This window comes from Collinsella sp. AM18-10 (assembly GCF_003471585.1).
Taxonomy (GTDB): Bacteria; Actinomycetota; Coriobacteriia; order Coriobacteriales; family Coriobacteriaceae; genus Collinsella.
In genome coordinates, this window is record NZ_QRJO01000002.1 from 70,621 (window position 1) to 88,350 (window position 17,730).

Consider the following 17,730-nt stretch of genomic DNA (forward strand, 5'->3'; position numbering starts at 1 on the left):
TTGACCGATGAGAGGGGGTATCGATGCCTGACGATCAGATGAAGCTCACGTCTATGACTGCCGCGAGCGGTTGAGCCGCTAAGTTGGCTCCTGGAGCCCTCGCCCAGGTCCTGGGCGACTTACCCAATGTGCATAACGACAACCTGCTCGTGGGGTTCGATACCTCCGACGATGCGAGTGTCTTCCGTGTTGGCGATAATTTGGGCCTCGTGCAGTCCATCGACTTCTTCCCGCCGATGGTCGACGACCCGTTCCTGTTTGGCCAGATCGCCGCGGCAAACTCGCTGTCGGACATATACGCCATGGGCGGACGACCGAGCCATGCTATGAACCTGCTGTGCATTCCCAATTGCCTGGGTGTTGAGGTTGCCGGGCAGATTTTGGCGGGTGGCGCCGACAAGTGCGTCGAGGCTGGCTGCACCATCGCGGGCGGCCACACCATCAACGACGACGAGCCCAAGTACGGCCTGTCCGTGAGCGGCTTTGTCTCGCTCGACCGCATGCTCGCCAACAGCGGCGCGCGCGTGGGCGATGTCCTACTGCTGACCAAGGCGATCGGCTCGGGCATTATCACCACGGCCATTAAGGGCGAGCTCATCGAGCAGGACGAGGCCAGCCGGATGTTTGATTCTATGCGCACCCTCAACGAGGCCCCGATCCGTTTGGCCGAGGGGCTCGAACTTCACGGCTGCACCGACATTACGGGCTTTGGCCTGATTGGGCATGCGTGCGAGATGGCCGAGGGCTCGGGCGTGCAGATTGAGCTTGCGTCGGGGGCGGTGCCTCTCTTTGACCAGGTGCTCGACATGGCGCGTCTGGGCATTATCCCCGCTGGCTCCTACCGCAACCAGGACTTCTTTGGCCCGCGCGTGGCGGCCGACGATGACCTGGAGCCGGGCATGCTGGATGCGCTGTACGATCCGCAGACCTCGGGCGGCCTGCTCATCGCAGCGCCTGCTGCCGATGTGGATGAGCTTGCGCGTCGCCTGCATGCCGAGGGGCGCATCGCGGCCGTTGTCGGGCGCGTGTGCGAGGCGGAGCCGGGCGGTCCTGCCGTCCGCGTTGTTCGCTAGCCCGCACGTTTATGTAACTGTTTGCCGTTCTCTAGAACGGCTCTTTCGAAAGGAATTTGCTATGTCTACCAAGATTGAAGTCAATGCCATGGGCGATGCCTGCCCGCTGCCCGTCGTCAAGACGCTCAAAGCTCTGAAGCAGCTCGATGGCGAGGGCGCCGTCGTGACCTCGGTCGACAACGAGACCGCCGTCAAGAACATCTCCAAGATGGCGCAGGAGAAGGGCTGCACGGCCTCGGTCGAGAAGGTTTCTGACGCCGAGTGGCACGTGACCGTGGCGACCTCTGGCGCCATTGCCATGGCCGATCCCGAGCAGGATGGCGCTGCCTTCTGTGATGCCAGCGCCGGCAAGGGCAGGCTCGTCATTTCCGTCTACACCGACTGCATGGGCCGTGGCGACGACGAGCTGGGCCACAAGCTCATGAAAGCGTTTATCTTTGCCGTGACGCAGCAGGAGGAGCTGCCCGCGACCATGCTGTTCTACAACGGCGGCGCCAAGCTCACCGTTGAGGGCTCGCCGGTGCTCGACGACCTGAAGGGCCTGGCCGAGCAGGGTGTCGAGATTCTCACCTGTGGTACCTGCCTCGACCACTATGGCATTAAAGACCAGCTTGCGGTGGGCGAGGTCACCAACATGTACGTGATCGTGGAGAAGATGGAGCAGGCCGTGCGCGTCGTGCGCCCGTAGCGTATTGGTTGGAGTTGCCATGAGGGAGAAGCGCCCGGCGCTTGTCATCACGTTTCCCACCACGGCGGCCGCCATGGGCTGCGAGTCCCTGTGCATCGAGCGCGGCCTTCCCGGGCGAACGATTCCCGTGCCCGGGGAGGTCGCTGCCGGCTGTGGTCTGGCGTGGAAGGCGTTGCCTGCCGATGAGGAGCTGCTGCGCGGCGAACTCGCCGCGGCGGGCGTTCCTACCGAGGGCTATACCGTGATTGATATGTGGGAGGTCGTGCGATGATCTACCTGGATAACGCGGCGACGACCATGCACAAGCCTCAGACGGTCATCGATGCCGTGACGCAGGCGATGTGCTCGCTCGGCAATGCCGGGCGCGGTGCCACGTCGGGTGCCCTCGATGCCGCTCGTACGATTCACGCTTGCCGTACCAAGCTCGCGCGCCTTTTGGGCTGCCCGAGGGCGGACCATGTGTGCTTTACGCCCAACTCCACGGCTGCGCTCAACACCGCCATCAATGGCGTGGTGCGTCCCGGTGACCGCGTGGTCACGACGGTGCTTGAGCACAACTCGGTGCTGCGTCCGCTCAATCGCTTGGCGACGGAGCAGGGTGTGACGGTTGAGCATGCGGGCTGCGACGCGAACGGCGCGCTCGACTACGACGAGCTCGAGCGGTTGGTCACGCCCGGTACGCGTGCCGTGGTGGTGACGCACGCTTCCAATGTGACCGGCAACGCGGTCGACATTGCGCGCGTGGCGGCCTTGTCACATGCCGCGGGTGCGCTTGTGATCGTCGATGCCTCGCAGTCTGCCGGCACGGCGCATATCGATATGCAGGCCATGGGGCTCGACGTCGTATGCTTTACCGGCCACAAGGGGCTCATGGGACCCCAAGGCACCGGCGGCCTGGTCGTGGCGGAGGGCATTGACGTGGCTCCGTGGGCCATGGGCGGCACGGGTGTGCACAGCTTCGATACGCTGCAGCCGCTTGGGTGGCCCACGCGCCTTGAGGCGGGCACGCTCAACGGTCACGGCATCGCCGGCCTTTCCGCTGGTCTCGACTTTATCGAGACCCAGGGTGGGGTCGAGGCGATTGCGGCGCGTGAGCGCGCGCTTGCCGAGCGCTTCCTCGCCGGCGTTCGCGAAATATCCGGCATTGCGCTCTACGGTGCGTTTGACCAGCCCGTGCGCTCTGCGATCGTGTCGCTCAACGTGGGCGATATCGATTCGGCCGAGATCTCGGATGCACTCATGCAAGGGTGGGGGATTGCGACGCGCCCCGGCGCCCATTGCGCTCCGCTCATGCACCGTGCATTGGGGACCGAGCGCCAGGGCGTCGTCCGCTTCTCGTTTGGGTATTTCAACACGAACGAGGAAGTCGATACCGCGATTGACGCTTTGCGCGATTTAGCCTGCTAAAGCGTATATACTTGCGGGACGGGTCTTTTGCCCGTTCCGTTTTAGTTTCGACCCGAAAGGTGGTCCCATGGCTTCATCCGCCTCGCGCGGTCTGCGCTCCGACCATGTCGTCACCGTCGGCATCGCCCTGTTCTCGATGCTCTTTGGTGCCGGCAACCTCATTATTCCGCCACTGCTGGCGCTGCAGGCAGGTTCTGCCACGCCGGTCGCCATGCTCGGCTTTCTGATTGTCGCCATCGGCCTGCCCGTCATGGGCTTTATCGCCGTGGCGCTTGCCGGAACGGCACGCGAGCTTGCCGGCCGCGTGCACCCCAAGTTTGGCGAGTTCTTTGTCGCGGCGGTGTATCTGGCCATTGGCCCGTGCCTGGCCATTCCGCGTACGAGTTCCACGGCCTTCGAGATGCTGGTGCCGCTGCTACCCGGGGGCGTCTCGCTCGGTACGGCTCGCCTGGTGTTTGCCGTTGGCTTCTTTGTCGTCGCGTTTGCGCTCACGCTGCGCCCGGGTGTCATCACACGCGTGCTCGGCCGCATTACGGGCCCCGCACTCATTGCGCTCATTGTGCTGGTCGTGGGTGCTGCCGTGATCTCGCCGCTGGGACCGGCTGCCGCGCCTCAGGCTCCTTACGATGCGGGCGCCGCCGTGCAGGGCTTTCTGACTGGCTATCAGACCATGGACCTGCTCGCGTCGCTCGCCTTCGGCATCATCATCGCCGAGACCATCCACGAGTTGGGTGTCACCGATGACAAGCGCGTCGCTTTTGAAATTTCGCGCTCCGGTGTGATCGCCGGCGTGCTCATGGCCATCATCTACTGCGGCTTGGGCCTTGCCGGTATGCAGCTCGGCACCGTGATGCCCGACGCTACCAACGGCGCCGCCATCCTCGCCCGTTCGGCCTCCATGCATTTTGGGCTTGCTGGCACGGTCGTGGTCTTCGCCATCTTCTTCCTCGCCTGCATGAACGTGTGCATCGGCCTCATCAGCTGCTGCTCGCGTTACTTCTGCGAGACGTATGTGGTCGAAGGGGGAGCGGAGGCCTCTGAGGAGGCCATGCGCCGTCCCTTTGCTGTGCTCGCCTTTGTGTTCGCAGCGTTTTCGTGCGTGCTCTCCAACGTGGGCCTCGACGTGATCCTTATGTTCTCGGTGCCCATGCTCAACGCTTTGTACCCCGTTGCCATCGTGCTGGTGCTTATGGGCCTGGTGCACGGCTTTTGCGACGCTCATCCGCAGGTGTGGGTCTGGGTCGGCGGCGTAGTCGCTGTGCAGAGCGTGATCACCTCGGTCCGCGATGCGTTCTTTGCGGGAGCGTGGCTACCGTTTGATGTGCTGCCGCTGGCAGACATCGGTGCCGCGTGGGCGCCGGTCGCCGTAGTTGCCTTTGTGATCGGTCTGCTCCATAGTCGTTTTGTTGCACATTCGAGGAGCTAAGGCATCAATGCTTGCACAGGCGGGGAGTCTCCCCTATAATTTCCTTCGCTTTGGGACACGCAAGGTTTAGACCTTAGCTGCTCAACACCTTCGGGACGTGGCGCAGTTTGGTAGCGCGCCTGCTTTGGGAGCAGGATGTCGCAGGTTCAAATCCTGTCGTCCCGACCATATCTTGCGGGCGTAGTTCAATGGTAGAACCCCAGCCTTCCAAGCTGATGACGCGGGTTCGATTCCCGTCGCCCGCTCCATAAGATAGATGAATGGCTCTGGTTCCTTCTGGGACCAGAGCCATTTTCGTAAGTGTACGGGGTGACGGGAATCGAGTCCGCCCCGCGCTCCACCTAAGTTGCGGTGAAATAGTTCCTGGTTTTGGGCTTTTAAGGGTTATTCGGGAACTATTTCACCGCAACTTATTGAGGCCGAGTTGGTTGGGCCGATGTTAGGTTCTGTTGTCGAGAAGATGCGTGCCGTTGGTCAGGAGTCGGCGTAAGGTTTTGTTGTCGGAATACCATAGCCGCGCATCATGGCGCCAAATGCTTCGACATCGTAGGTGTCTGACAGCTTGAAATGTATGACGTTATGACCCATGGCGCGAAGGTTTGCGTCGCGTATGAGGGCAGCTCGATAGGTCTTTGCTGCAGTATGTTCCGGATCATTTTGAGCATCGTCCTCAAACTTGCCTAGTCCATGAAGTTCGGCAAGCATCCAAGAGCCGTTCGGCATCTGCCATCCGTAGTCGGCCAGATAGTAGCCGGCGTTCCCCGGCCGTGTTATCTCAACCTGTAGTTCGGGCGTGGTGACGCCGGCAAGAATCATCGCCGCCCTTGCCTCCGATTCGCCACCGTTGTCCGATTGACCGTCCATATACTCAAAAACATCAAACGCACGCGCGATGCCGTGCAGCCCTCGGCAATTGGCCTGCGCGTATGCCCGCAGTTCTTCGCGCTCGACATCGTACTCACGGGCCAAGCCATCGACATAACCTAGCGCATAGCGAAACGCGGTCGTTCGGGCGATATCGACAACCGTTCGATACGGATCCGTCAGCGTAAACGGACCGAGCTGCCACACTTCGCCCGCCCGCCAGCGACGATACTCAACGAATTCATACGTATCACGCCTGGTAGAACGCGGCAACAGCACTTGCACCTTGTCGAGAAGCGTGTGTGCAGAACCGATGCCATAGAGCAGTGCCGCTGTTGCTCCGCAAAACACGGCATCCGGTTCAACGATCGCAATGGCGGATGCCAGCTGAAAAATTCGACCTTCTATACCAAGTCCATTCCAATATGCAGGGTCGGCATAGACGTGGTTATAGAGTCGAACGATCATTTGTTTTTTCATGAGTGCGTAGGCGCATCGTTCATCCCATTTTTCCGTAGCTACAAACAGGCGCCCGTCATGATGAGCCTCGAATATCGAGAAGAATAGCTTTACCTGTGGTTTAGTACAGCGGTCATCGTTACTCATTGGCGACCCCAGGGCATTGAGAGGGAATGAATGACATCAAGCTATCGCATATTCATTCTGTCGGAGCTTGCCATGAACTGACCAAAAGCTTGACGGTGCAGGTCAGGGGCTTATAACGGAGCTGGGTACATCGGCAAACGGTCGATAATGGCCTTTCGGCGGTATTAAAACCTGCCCTTACAGAAAGTTGCGGTGAAATAGTTCCTGAAAAGCTCGAATAAGCCTAAATCCAGGAACTATTTCACCGCAACTTAGGAGGGGATGGGGCTGAAGGGAGGGCGATGCCGTTGTCTGTCGGTTAGTGGCGGGATTGGTGGCGGAGCTTGTCGATAGTGGCGTCGGTGCTTCGGCTGCGGGCTTCGGCTGCGGTTTGGCGCTTGCGGCGGTAGTCGATCATGCCTTGGATGATGGGCTTGCCAAAGCTCACGACATCATCGTTGTAGATGGCGGTTCGGGCTGCGAGGAGGCAGTCGGTAAAGTCCATATGGGTCTTGCCAAAGAGTTTGACGGCAAGGGCGACAACGGTGGGCTCGTCGACCATGACGTCATCGAGCAGCCTTTTCATAGCCGCAGCAATCTCAACGCGGGGAACCTTATAGACGTCGCGCAGCGTGACCACGACGCGCGTGATGATTTCGGGGTAGACACGAGCGGTGCGCGTGGCGATGACCTTAGCGGCGCGTGGTGACAGAACTTCGTCGTCGTCAAGCAGGTAGCGTAGGATGACGGTCTCGTCGATGATGGTGCTACTCATGGATATCTACTTCCTCGGGACCCAAAATCGAATCGTCGCTTTCCGTAGCAAGGTATTCAATCCAGGCATTGCGTTCCTCAGAGCGGCGATTGGGGTCCCCATATGCTTTGAGCGATCCATAGGCGGCGGTGCCGTCCTTTGAGCGCACGGCGACTGGCTGAAAGGGGAGTTTGCGCATCAAAATGCTCTGCGCGACAAATAGGCGGACGGCCTCGGCGAGCGAGGTGCCCATGGCGTCGTAGAGGCGCTCGGCATGCTGCTTGTCATCTTCGCGGATGCGCACCTGCAGGATGGCTCTTTTTTGAGTCGATGACATCGCTGGCCTCCCTTTATTAGCGTGCAATATGGATGGTCAAATACGGCACGTGCCGATACTTGGCAATCATATATCCAATACTTTATTGCACTCAAGTTTATGAGTGTAAACATTACTACAAGCGTAGTACATCTTTAAAAGAAGAGCGCGAAATCTCTCGCGGCGTACGCGTGTAATACACTCATCTCTATATCTAAGCAAGAATAATCCTAACCAGCCCAAACCCCTGCAATACACACGTATTGCAGGGGTTACGCTCAAGTTTACCCCCTGCAACTGCGTATATTCAACCTGTATACCGTTGGAGAAATTCTACCGAGTGCCTGTTTCGCCGCATGCATTCGATACGCCGATGCCAGGCCACGGGCGGCTTGGGACAACGTCGACAGGGTCTCTCCGGCATGGGATTCAGGAGGGAGTGAACAACATGGGCAATAAACGAGTCGTAGCCGATTCCTCGCGCTGCATTGGGTGTCAAACCTGCATGGCGGCGTGCATCGAGGCGCACGACATCCCCGGTAACATCGCCGCGCCGCGCCTGCGCGTGACGCGTACGTACGAGATCTCCGCACCGGTGGCTTGCCATCACTGCGAGGACGCCCCGTGCGCCAAGGCCTGCCCCACGGGTGCCTTGTTCTTTGATCCAAAGAACCATCGCATCGGCGTTAACGAGGACAACTGCATCGGCTGCAAGAGCTGCGTCATGGCTTGTCCCTTTGGCGCCGTGAGCGTGGCGACCACGCAGGTCCCCGTCTTGATGGGCGACGTGCGCGTGGGTTCGCAGACCAAGAGCTTCGTGCTCAAGTGCGACCTGTGCGTGGACCGTCCCGGCGGTCCGGCGTGTGCCGAGGCGTGCCCGACCAAGGGCCTCACCCTGGTAGACGAGGAGCGCCTGGCGGAGCTGACCGCCGAGCGTGCCCGCGCCACCATCGAAAACGAGGCGTAGGCGGGCGGCCATACAGGCCCAACGATTGTCAAATACGTACCGATTAATCGGTAGCAGAGAAAGGAAGGAGGGTGTCATGGAGAAGCATAAAGTGATCTGCCCGTACTGCGGCGCCGGTTGCCAGTTTAACCTCCTGGTCCAAAACGGCCAGGTCGTGGGTACCGAACCGCTTAACGGCATCACCAATCAGGGCGAGCTGTGCCTCAAGGGCATGAGCGGCTACGACTTCATCAACGACACCAAGATCTTGACTCCTCGCGTACTGCACCCGATGATCCGCCGCACCAAGGGCGCGGATCTTGAGCGCGTAAGCTGGGACGAGGCACTGGATTTCACCGCATCTAAGATGCAGGCCATAATTGACGAATATGGTCCTAACGCTGTCATGACCACCGGCTCTTCGCGAGGCGGCGGCAATGAGGCGAACTACGTCATGCAGAAGTTTACGCGTGCGTGCATCGGCACCCACAGCGTGGACAACTGCGCCCGTACTTGACACGGCCCTACTGTCCTCGGTCTGATGGACACGGTTGGTTCAGGTTGCATGTCATGCTCCATCCCCGGTATGGAGGATGCGGGCTGCATTTTCCTCTTCGGCTATAACCCTGCCGATTCGCACCCCATCGTCGCAAGGCGTATCGTGCGAGCCAAAGAAAAGGGTTGCAAGATCATCGTCGCCGACCCGCGCCATATCGAAACTGCGCGCATCGCCGATATCTACCTTCCGATCAAGAACGGTTGCAATGTTGCGTTCCTCAACGCCTTTGCCAACTGTCTGGTCAACGATGGCCTCTACGACAAGGAATTCGTCGCCGAGCATACGAACGGCTTTGACGAGTGGTGGGAGACCATCAAGAACTACACTCCCGAATCCGTACAGGACATCACGGGTGTCGAGCCCGCGCTGATCCACCAAGCTGCCGAGATGTACGCCACGGCGAAGCCTTCTGCCATCATTGGCTGGGGCATGGGCGTATGCCAGCAGAAGCAGAACCTGAAGACGGTGCACACCATCGCCTCCATCGCCTGCGTTGCCGGCCAGATCGGCAAACCCAACTCCGGTCTCGCGCCCGTGCGTGGCCAGAATAACGTCCAGGGCTCCTGCGATATGGGCATGCTGCCCAACCTGTACCCTGGTTACCAGAAAGTCACCGACCCCGCCGCTCGCGCCAAGTTTGCCAAGGCCTGGGGCGTGCCCGAGGAAAAGCTTCCCTTGGAGGAGGGCTACAAGCTCACCGACCTGGGTCACCTGGTCGACGAGGGCAAGGTGCACTGTTTCTACAACTACGGCGAGGACCCGGTCCAGACCGAGCCCGATTCGGCCGGTATGCGCAAGACGCTCTCCGAGCTGGATCTGTTCATTTGCCAAGACATCTTTATGACGCAGACGACTATGCTCGCCGACGTCATCCTGCCTGCCACCTCTTGGGGCGAGCACGAGGGTGTCTTTACCGCATCCGACCGTAGCTTCCAGCACTTTGACGCGGCCGTTCCGCCCAAGGGCGAGTGCCGTCACGACTGGGAGATCTTCGCGGACCTGTCCACGCGCATGGGCTACCCCATGCACTACGACAACACCGAGCAGATCTGGAACGAGTGCATTAGCCTGTGCCCCAACTTTGTGGGCGCGACCTACGAGAAGATGGCTCCCGAGGGCGGCTACGCTCAGTGGCCTGTCAAGAGCACCGATGTGAACGACCACGGTACGGCCGACATGTTCGCTGGTGGCAAGTTCACCACCAAGGACGGCCGCGCCAACCTGATGGCGCACGACTGGGAGGCGCCCTCCGAGCTTCCCGACGATGAGTACCCACTCATCCTGTGCACCGTCCGCGAGGTCGGCCACTACAGCTGCCGCTCGATGACCGGCAACTGCAAGACGCTGGCGCTGCTTGCCGACGAGCCCGGCTTTGTCCGCATGAATCCCGCGGACGCCCAGGCGCGCGGCATCAAGAACGGCGACATCGTCTCGATTCACAGCCGCCGCGGCCAGGTATACAGCCGCGCCGACGTGAGCGACCGTATCAACAAGGGCACGGTCTATATGACCTACCAGTGGTGGATCGGCAAGTGCAACGAGCTGACCATGCACAAGGTCGACCCGGTCTCGCATACGCCCGAGGACAAGTTCTCCGCCTGCCAGGTCGACGCCATTGCCGACCAGGTCTGGGCCGAGGGCGAAGTCGAGCGTCAGTACACCGAGCTCAAGCAGGCTCTGGTCGACGCCGCCGCTCCCCAGGACGTTGAGCCCGGTGCCGCCAAGTTCGACGACGAGACGCACGTGAATCAAATCGTGTAGTCCCGTTCTCGTTGGCTTTTTGGGCCGGGCGTCCCGTACGTTCGGGAGCCCGGCCCGTTATTTTGAAAGGAAGTGGGGATGAACCGCTTCATCGACATCAACCCGGAGAGGTGTATCGGCTGCGGAACATGCCAGTCCGCCTGTGCCGACGCCCACCGGATGCAGGGTCTTCAGGATACGCCGCGCCTGGCGCTCGTGAAGACCGGCGGTATTTCGGCCGCCCTTGCCTGCCACCATTGCGAGGGTGCCCCCTGCGCCGAGGTTTGCCCGGTGAATGCCATCGAGCACGATGGCGATCGCATCCACGTCAAGGAGCAGGAGTGCATCGGGTGCAGGCTGTGCGCCATCGCGTGCCCCTTCGGAGCCATCCATCCCGATGGCACGTCTATCGCCGGTGTCGCAGGCATGTGCGACCCGACGCCTTCGTATCCTAAGTCCCTGAGCAGCCTGCTTACGTGGGCTCCTGGCCAGTACACCTGCGCTGTCAAGTGCGACCTGTGCGCCTTCGATCCGGACGGCCCGCATTGTGTGGCGGCGTGCCCCACCAAGGCGCTGACCGTCATGGGCGGCGCGGCCGATCGCGAGCTCGACGAGGCCAAGCGCCTGCGCTCGATCGAAAACGGTCCGGCCGTCGACGTTACCGCCGTGGCCCAGGGCCTGTCCGAGAAAGCAGAAGGGAGCGTAAACAATGGATAGCATGACGCTGTTTATCGCATCGCTTGCCGTCTCGTGCATCGGTGCGCTCGCCTCGGTTCTGCTGATCAAGGCCGATAACGCCGCCAAGACCGCCGGCTGCCTTATCGGCGCCGTCGCCGCGGTGCTTTCGTTTGTGGCCGGTATCCAGGCCGTGCTGGGCGATGTCACGTCGGTCGACACCATCGTGTTCTTCCCGTTTGCCCATTTCCAGCTGCTGCTCAATCAGCTGTCCGGCCTGTTCGTGGCGCTCATCTCGGTGCTCGCGTTTGCCGGTTCGATCTACGGTCTCAACTACTTTGATGAGTACCCGGGCAAAAAGGGCCGCGCTGGCTTCTTCTTTAACACCTTCGTGGCGTCCATGATGCTCGTCATTACCGCCGACAACGTGTTTTGGTTCCTGGTCGCCTTTGAGCTCATGTCGCTGACCTCGTACTTCCTGGTTGTGATCGAGGAGAACGAGAACTCCATCCATGGCGGTTGGCTCTACTTTGTGATCGCGCACGTGGGTTTTGTGCTCATCATGGCGAGCTTCCTCACCATGACTAACTTCGCCGGCGGCTCGTTTGCCTTTGCGGATTTCCGCGCCACGCAGTTTAGCCCCGCGGTCGCATCCGCGTGCTTCGTGCTCGCCTTCTTTGGCTTTGGTGCCAAGGCCGGTATCATCCCGCTGCACGGCTGGCTGCCCAAGGCACATCCCGAGGCGCCGTCCAACGTGAGTGCCCTCATGTCCGGCGGCATGATCAAGATCGGTATCTTCGGCATCCTCAAGGTGGGCCTCGACCTGCTCTCCGCCTCGGGCGTTCAGGTCTGGTGGGGTCTTATGGTCATGGTCTTCGGTGCGATCTCGTCGGTTCTCGGCGTGGCCTTCGCCCTGCAGGAGCATGACATCAAGCGCCTGCTGGCCTATCACTCCGTCGAGAATATCGGCATCATTCTGCTCGGCGTCGGCGCCTCCATGGCCGCCATGGCGCTCAACTCGGTCGGCATCGCCGTCCTGGCTCTGATGGCCGCCCTCTACCACACGTTTAACCACGCGATGTTTAAGGGCGAGCTGTTCTTGGGCGCCGGTGCGCTGCTGTACTCCACGGGTACGCGCAATATGGAGAAGATGGGCGGCCTGCTCCGCCGTATGCCGGCAACGGCCATCTGCTTCCTTATTGGCGCGCTTGCCATCTCGGCCATCCCGCCCTTCAACGGCTTTGTGTCCGAGTGGTTTACCTACCAGTCGTTGTTTAATGCCGCCATGCAGGGCGACAAGGCCGTCATGATCGTGGCCGTGTTCGCTGCCGTCGCGCTTGCCATTACCGGCGCGCTGGCCGTCACGTGCTTCGTCAAGGCCTATGGCGTCTCCTTTGCCTCCGCGCCCCGCTCCGAGGCCGCGGCCAATGCCAAGGAGGTTCCCGCCCCCATGGTGTTTGCGCAGGGCCTGCTCGCGGCCATCTGCGTCGTGCTGGGCATTGGCGCTCCCGTGATCGTTCCCGTGCTGGTCGATGTCGCCGCGTCCGTGCTGCATCCGTACGGTGGCGTGTTTGCCGCCGAGGGCATGGAGCTCATGAACCAGTACTCCGGCGCTGCCACCTCCACGCCCGCGATCGCTATTGCGCTCGTGGTGCTTGTCGGCCTTGCCTGCGGTTATCGCAAGCTCAAGACCGTCGGCAAGGTGCAGAAGTCCCAGCCGTGGGCATGCGGCTATGCTCCCAACGAGCATATGCCCGTCGTGGCCACGACCTTTGCCTCCGAGGTGTCCTGGTTTATGCAGCCGCTCTACACGCTGCGCGACCGCTGCACGGCCGTCTGCTGGTCCATCGCGCACTTCTTCCAGAAGCTCACCGGTGTGGCCGAGGCTGTGGAGCCCGTACCCGACAAGGTTCTCGTCGATGCCCCGCATAAGGGCGTCGAGAAGCTCGCCGACCTCGCGACTAAGCTCGAGGGCGGCAACTACAGCATCTATATCTGCTACATCGTCGCGGCACTCGTGGTGTTCCTCGTGCTCGCCGTGCAAATGGGTTAAGGAGGGGAGAGCATGAACAACATCGTACTTGCCGTTCTGCAGGGCGTGGTCGTTATGGCCGTCGCGCCGTTCTTCTCCGGTCTCGGTCGCGTGATCCGCGCCAAGATGCACAACCGTCGCGGCCCCAGCATCATGCAGGACTACCGCGACCTGGCCAAGCTTTTTGCGCGCCCCGAGTCCCAGAGCGAGGACGCGAGCTTTGCGCTTCGCATTATGCCGCCGCTGTTCTTCGCCGTCGCCTTTATGCTCGCGATGGGCCTGCCGCTCTTTACGGCACAAAGCCCCATCCCGGTCTTTGGTGACGCTATCACCATCATGTACAGCCTGGCGCTTGCCCGCTTCTTCTTCGCCCTCTGCGGTGTGGATTCGTCCAACGCCTACGCCGGTATCGGCGGCGTCCGCGAGCTGCTCATGAGCGTGCTCATCGAGCCGTCCATGCTGCTGGCGCTGTTTGCCGCGGCCCTGGTGTGCGGCTCCACCGACATCGCCACCATGGGTCAGCACATCATGACGGGCGCCGTCGACGCGCCGGTCGCCGTGATCCTCGCCGGCATCGCCTTTGCGATTGCCTGCTATATGGAGCTCGGCAAGCTGCCGTTTGATCAGGCCGAGGCCGAGCAGGAGCTCCAGGAAGGTCCGCTCGCCGAGCTTTCCGGCCCGTCGCTTGCGATGGCCAAGCTCGCCATGTCCATGAAGCAGGTCCTGGTCGTCGCCTGGTTCTGCGCGATCTTCGTCCCCTGGGGCGAGCCCGCGACCGTGGGCGCCGCCGCCGTTCTGGGCGCGGTCATCTTCCTGGTGAAGTGCCTGATCGACTTTGTCGTGTGCGGCGTGATCGAGAACTCCTGCTCGCGCTCGCGCTTTAAGGTGCTTGGCAATCAGACCTGGGCCGTCGTGGGCATCGCCGTTCTGGCGTTTGTCTTCGTGGTCGTCGGCGTGTAGGAGAAGGGAGAAACAATGTCATTTGCAGTCAGTCTGTCCCTTCTCGGCTTGGTCGCTATCGCGGCCCCGATGGTGGCCTCGGTGCTCGTCGCCCTGTTCCCCCGTCCGTACGCCAAGTGGTTCAGCGTTTTGGGTGCCGCCGTCTCGACGGCCTGCACCATCGCCCTCGCCGCGAATTTCGCCGGCGCCGGCATGCCCGACACGCAGGTCCCCCTGATCTCGTTTGGGCAGACCCTCGTCATGGGATTCACCTTCGATCGCATGAGCACGCTGCTCGCGCCCGCCTTTGTGGGTATCGGCCTGCTTGTCGTGATCTATTCGATTCCCTATATGAGCGAGAATAACCGTGAGCATCCCGACGCGCCGCGTCGTCGCTTCTACGCATACCTCGCGACCTTCATCGGCGCCATGGCCGGCCTCGTGTACAGCTCGACCCTTTTGGGCCAGCTCGTGTTCTTTGAGATCACGGGTGCGTGCTCTTGGGGCCTTATTAGCTACTACATGACGCCTACGGCCAAGAAGGCCGGCATGAAGGCCCTGATCATCACGCATATCGGTGCGCTCGGCCTGTATCTGGGCGCCGCCATTGTGTTTGCCCACACCGGCACCTTCGCCATTACCGCGATTGCCGGCCTCGATGCCAAGCTCAAGGCCATCGTCCTTTTGCTCGTGTTGTTTGCGGCCTGGGCCAAGTCCGCACAGGTTCCCATGTACATGTGGCTGCCTTCGGCCATGGAGGCGCCGACGCCTGTTTCGGCCTACCTGCATGGTGCCTCGATGGTCAAGGTCGGCGTGTGCGTGTTCGCGCGTGCACTCGTCTCTGCCGGCGAGATTCCCGAGATCGTGGGCTGGGTTGCCATTATCGACGCCATGGTCACCATGCTCTTTGGTTTCCTTATGTACCTGCCGCAAAAGGACATGAAGCGTCTGCTGGCCTTCTCCACGATCGCCCAGCTCTCCTATGTGTTCTTTGGTCTGGGCCTTTCGGTCTTTGGCAGCCAGCTGGCCTTTGATGGCGCTGTTTGCCACATCTTTAACCACGCTTTCGCCAAGACGCTGTTCTTCCTGATTGCCGGTTCGTTCTCCTTCACCCTCGGCACGCGTATGCTGCCCAAGCTTCGCGGCATCGTAAAGAAGTACCCGATTTCGGGCGTGGGCTTTGGTGTCGCGGCGCTCGCCATTGCCGGCGTGCCGCCCATGAACACGTTCTTCTCGAAGTTCCAGATCATCGCCGGCGGCTTCTCTGTGGGTGCCGGCAACGTCGCGATCCTGGTGCTCGTGTGCATCATGGTCGCCGAGACTGTCGCCACCTTTGCCTGGTTCCTCAAGTGGATGGGCTATTGCCTGCCCGGCGAGCCGAGCGAAGAGGTCGCTGCGGGAGCCCCGCTTCCCCGCGCGATGGCGTTCGTGTTCATCGTGCTCATCATCATGGTCATCGTCAGCGGCCCGCTTTCGGCCAGCTGGATCGGTTAGGAGGTAGAACGACATGGGTTATTCGATCGTCAACATCCTTGGCGGCCTTCTGATCGTCACGTCTACCATGGTGGTCGTCTCCAAGAACATCAAACATGCCATCCGCTGGTATGCGGTGCAGTCGCTGGTGCTCGTGGGGCTTCTCGCCACGCTCGGTATCACCACCGGTGCGCAGGAGCTGCTTATGTGGGCTGGATCTGCCTTTATCACCAAGGTCGTCTTGGTCCCTTATATCCTCAACCGCGCATACAAGAAGATGGGCGAGCCGAGCGACGCTTCGCTCAAGGCCGGCCTTAAGCCCGCGTGGGCCATTTGCATCATCGCCGTGGAGGTCGCGATCTGCTTTGCCGTCGTGACGCAGATCAGCCTGCCCACGGCCGAGGTCGCAACGCCTGCGCTCGCCATTAGCTTCGCTCACTTCTTTGTGGGCCTCACCTGCATCATTTCGCAGCGCAACATCATGAAGCAGATCTTTGGATACTGCCTTATGGAAAACGGCAGCCATGTGACGCTCGCGCTTTTGGCCCCCACCGCTCCCGAGATCATCGAGATCGGTATCGCCACCGACGCCATCTTTGCCGTTATCATCATGTCCATCGTCGTGCGTCGCATTTGGGACGACTCCCACTCGCTCGATGCGCGCGACCTGTCCGAGCTGAGGGGGTAGTCCATGGAAACGCTGATTCTCGCCCTGCTCGCGACTCCTTTGGTGTTCTCGCTGGTCATGGCGTTTTTGCCCAAGAACACGTCCTATAACGTGTTTGCCGGTCTCAACCTGGTCTCCGTCGCAGCCGTCCTGGTGCTGTCGATTGTGACGGCCGGTGACGTCCTTATGAGCGGCGACACCGCGAGCGCTCTTGGCCTGTGGTTCCACCTCGATTCGCTGGGCGCCATCTTTGTGCTGCTCATCGGCTTTATCGGTTTTCTTACGGGGCTGTTCTCGCTGCCCTATGTAAAGGCCGATATCGAGGAGGGCTCCATGCCCGCCGAGCGCGCCAAGCAGTATTTTGCGCTGTTTAGCCTGTTTGTGTTCACCATGCTGCTCGCGTGCCTGTCCAACAACATGATCCTCACGTGGGCCGCCGTGGAGGCAACCACGCTTTCCACCGTGTTCCTCGTGGGTATCTACAAGAACAAGACGGCCCTCGAGGCTTCTTGGAAGTATGCGATGGTCTGCACCGCCGGCGTGGCCTTCGGCCTGTTCGGTACGCTGCTGATCTACGCCAACGCCGCCGACGTGATTCCCAACGCCCACGAGGCCGCATTCCTGTCGTGCGTGCTGCCGTATGCCGACCGGTTCGACCCGACGCTCATGCGCCTCGCCTTTGCGTTTGTCGTGATTGGCTTTGGCACCAAGGCCGGCCTGTTCCCCATGCACACTTGGCTGCCCGATGCCCACTCCCAGGCCCCGAGCCCTGTCTCGGCCCTGCTCTCGGGCGTGCTGCTTAAGTGCGCCATGCTTGTGATCATGCGCTCCTACGGCTTTACTATCCAGGCCGTGGGCGCCGAGTATCCGCAACTTTTGCTGCTGATCGTCGGCACGCTGTCCATTTTGGTGGCGGCACTCTCGATGTTTCGCCAAGACGACCTCAAGCGCCGCTTTGCGTACTCGTCTGTGGAGAACGTGGGCGTTATCGCCCTGTGCCTGGGTATCGGTGGCCCGCTGGGTATCGCCGCGGCCCTGCTGCACTGCGTGTTCCACGGCTTTACCAAGACGCTTGCCTTCTGCGTGTCCGGCAACATCCAGCATGCCTTTGGCACGCGTAGCCTGGCCAAGATTCAAGGCGTCGTTGAGGTTGCACCCGCAACCGCCGCACTCGCCATCCTGGCGCTGCTCGGCCTTGCCGCCTTCCCGCCCTTTGGCATGTTTATTTCCGAGTTCCTGACTTTTGTCGCCGGTGTTACCGCCGGTCCCATGTGGCTGGTCGTCGTGGTCGCCCTCGGTCTTACCGTGGCCATCTCCGCGCTCACCCGCATCGCACTCAAGTCGGTATTCGGCCATGCGCCCCAGGGCATGGGCAAGCATGAGGCCCCGGCGCTCATGCTTATCCCCGAAATCATCCTGGCTGTCATGATCTTGTGGTTTGGCATCGCCACCCCGCTGCCTCTCGTGCACGGTGTGGAGACCGCGACCGGCATCGTGCTCGAGCAGAGCACCGAGGAACTTCACGCGACGCCGATGTACCGCGCTGTGTTCGGTACCGAGACCGCTCAGAGCGAGGTGGAGTAACG

The 17,730-nt window shown here is 61.2% G+C and carries 16 protein-coding genes and 2 tRNA genes; 15 read left to right on the forward strand and 3 right to left on the reverse strand.

Features of this window, described 5'->3' with window-relative positions; genetic code table 11:
* The first annotated feature begins 23 nt into the window (after window positions 1-23).
* The 7 genes from selD (at window position 24) to DW211_RS02375 (ending at window position 4,842) form a co-directional block, all read left to right on the forward strand.
* Window positions 24-1,073 (forward strand): selenide, water dikinase SelD, encoded by a 1,050-nt coding sequence (selD, locus tag DW211_RS02345; RefSeq protein ID WP_117635743.1) that lies wholly within the window; start codon window positions 24-26, stop codon window positions 1,071-1,073.
* Window positions 1,074-1,134: 61 nt separating this feature from the next.
* Window positions 1,135-1,761, forward strand: coding sequence for a sulfurtransferase-like selenium metabolism protein YedF (yedF, locus tag DW211_RS02350; protein ID WP_117635744.1), 627 nt, complete (start codon window positions 1,135-1,137; stop codon window positions 1,759-1,761).
* Between the two features lie 19 nt (window positions 1,762-1,780).
* Window positions 1,781-2,032: a DUF3343 domain-containing protein gene (locus DW211_RS02355; protein WP_022095212.1), complete on the forward strand. Its 252-nt coding sequence runs from the start codon at window positions 1,781-1,783 to the stop codon at window positions 2,030-2,032.
* The gene (locus tag DW211_RS02360) at window positions 2,029-3,168 is read left to right on the forward strand and encodes an aminotransferase class V-fold PLP-dependent enzyme (RefSeq protein ID WP_118258988.1); all 1,140 of its coding nucleotides are present in this window, start codon (window positions 2,029-2,031) and stop codon (window positions 3,166-3,168) included. The genes DW211_RS02355 and DW211_RS02360 overlap by 4 nt, the downstream gene beginning before the upstream one ends.
* Before the next feature lie 67 nt (window positions 3,169-3,235).
* Entirely contained in the window at window positions 3,236-4,594 is a 1,359-nt protein-coding gene (brnQ, locus tag DW211_RS02365; RefSeq protein ID WP_118258990.1) for a branched-chain amino acid transport system II carrier protein, read from the forward strand.
* A 91-nt stretch (window positions 4,595-4,685) separates the two neighbouring features.
* Window positions 4,686-4,762 (forward strand) — tRNA-Pro (locus DW211_RS02370).
* Between the two features lie 6 nt (window positions 4,763-4,768).
* Window positions 4,769-4,842: transfer RNA gene (locus DW211_RS02375), tRNA-Gly, on the forward strand.
* Between the two features lie 226 nt (window positions 4,843-5,068).
* On the opposite strand, the gene DW211_RS02380 is transcribed toward DW211_RS02375, so the two are convergent.
* From DW211_RS02380 to DW211_RS02390, 3 genes are all read right to left on the reverse strand, one after another.
* The gene (locus tag DW211_RS02380; protein WP_118258992.1) at window positions 5,069-6,064 is read right to left on the reverse strand and encodes a hypothetical protein; all 996 of its coding nucleotides are present in this window, start codon (window positions 6,062-6,064) and stop codon (window positions 5,069-5,071) included.
* Window positions 6,065-6,362: 298 nt separating this feature from the next.
* Window positions 6,363-6,818, reverse strand: coding sequence for a PIN domain-containing protein (locus DW211_RS02385; RefSeq protein WP_199576648.1), 456 nt, complete (start codon window positions 6,816-6,818; stop codon window positions 6,363-6,365).
* Entirely contained in the window at window positions 6,811-7,134 is a 324-nt protein-coding gene (locus DW211_RS02390) for a type II toxin-antitoxin system RelB/DinJ family antitoxin (protein WP_118258994.1), read from the reverse strand. The genes DW211_RS02385 and DW211_RS02390 overlap by 8 nt, the downstream gene beginning before the upstream one ends.
* Window positions 7,135-7,561: 427 nt before the next feature.
* Here DW211_RS02390 and DW211_RS02395 point away from each other — a divergent pair, with 427 nt between their 5' ends.
* The 8 genes from DW211_RS02395 to DW211_RS02430 all read left to right on the forward strand — a co-directional run bounded on the left by DW211_RS02395 (window position 7,562) and on the right by DW211_RS02430 (window position 17,728).
* Window positions 7,562-8,080, forward strand: a complete 519-nt coding sequence (locus DW211_RS02395) for a 4Fe-4S dicluster domain-containing protein (RefSeq protein ID WP_022095206.1) — start codon at window positions 7,562-7,564, stop codon at window positions 8,078-8,080.
* A gap of 76 nt (window positions 8,081-8,156) precedes the next feature.
* A complete protein-coding gene (gene fdhF, locus DW211_RS10365) occupies window positions 8,157-10,379 on the forward strand; it encodes a formate dehydrogenase subunit alpha (RefSeq protein ID WP_118258996.1) in 2,223 nt (740 codons plus the stop codon).
* A 78-nt stretch (window positions 10,380-10,457) separates the two neighbouring features.
* Window positions 10,458-11,075 (forward strand): 4Fe-4S dicluster domain-containing protein, encoded by a 618-nt coding sequence (locus DW211_RS02405; RefSeq protein ID WP_117584077.1) that lies wholly within the window; start codon window positions 10,458-10,460, stop codon window positions 11,073-11,075.
* Complete coding sequence (hyfB, locus tag DW211_RS02410; protein WP_118258998.1) at window positions 11,068-13,086, forward strand: hydrogenase 4 subunit B; 2,019 nt, start codon at window positions 11,068-11,070, stop codon at window positions 13,084-13,086. Before DW211_RS02405 ends, hyfB begins: the two co-directional genes overlap by 8 nt.
* Window positions 13,087-13,098: 12 nt before the next feature.
* Window positions 13,099-14,025, forward strand: coding sequence for a respiratory chain complex I subunit 1 family protein (locus DW211_RS02415; RefSeq protein ID WP_118237871.1), 927 nt, complete (start codon window positions 13,099-13,101; stop codon window positions 14,023-14,025).
* A 15-nt stretch (window positions 14,026-14,040) separates the two neighbouring features.
* A complete protein-coding gene (locus tag DW211_RS02420; RefSeq protein WP_118259000.1) occupies window positions 14,041-15,498 on the forward strand; it encodes a hydrogenase 4 subunit D in 1,458 nt (485 codons plus the stop codon).
* Between the two features lie 13 nt (window positions 15,499-15,511).
* On the forward strand, window positions 15,512-16,165 hold the full coding sequence (gene hyfE / locus DW211_RS02425) for a hydrogenase 4 membrane subunit (protein ID WP_118259002.1): 654 nt from the start codon (window positions 15,512-15,514) through the stop codon (window positions 16,163-16,165).
* Window positions 16,166-16,168: 3 nt separating this feature from the next.
* Window positions 16,169-17,728, forward strand: coding sequence for a hydrogenase 4 subunit F (locus tag DW211_RS02430; protein WP_118259004.1), 1,560 nt, complete (start codon window positions 16,169-16,171; stop codon window positions 17,726-17,728).
* Window positions 17,729-17,730: the final 2 nt, after the last annotated feature.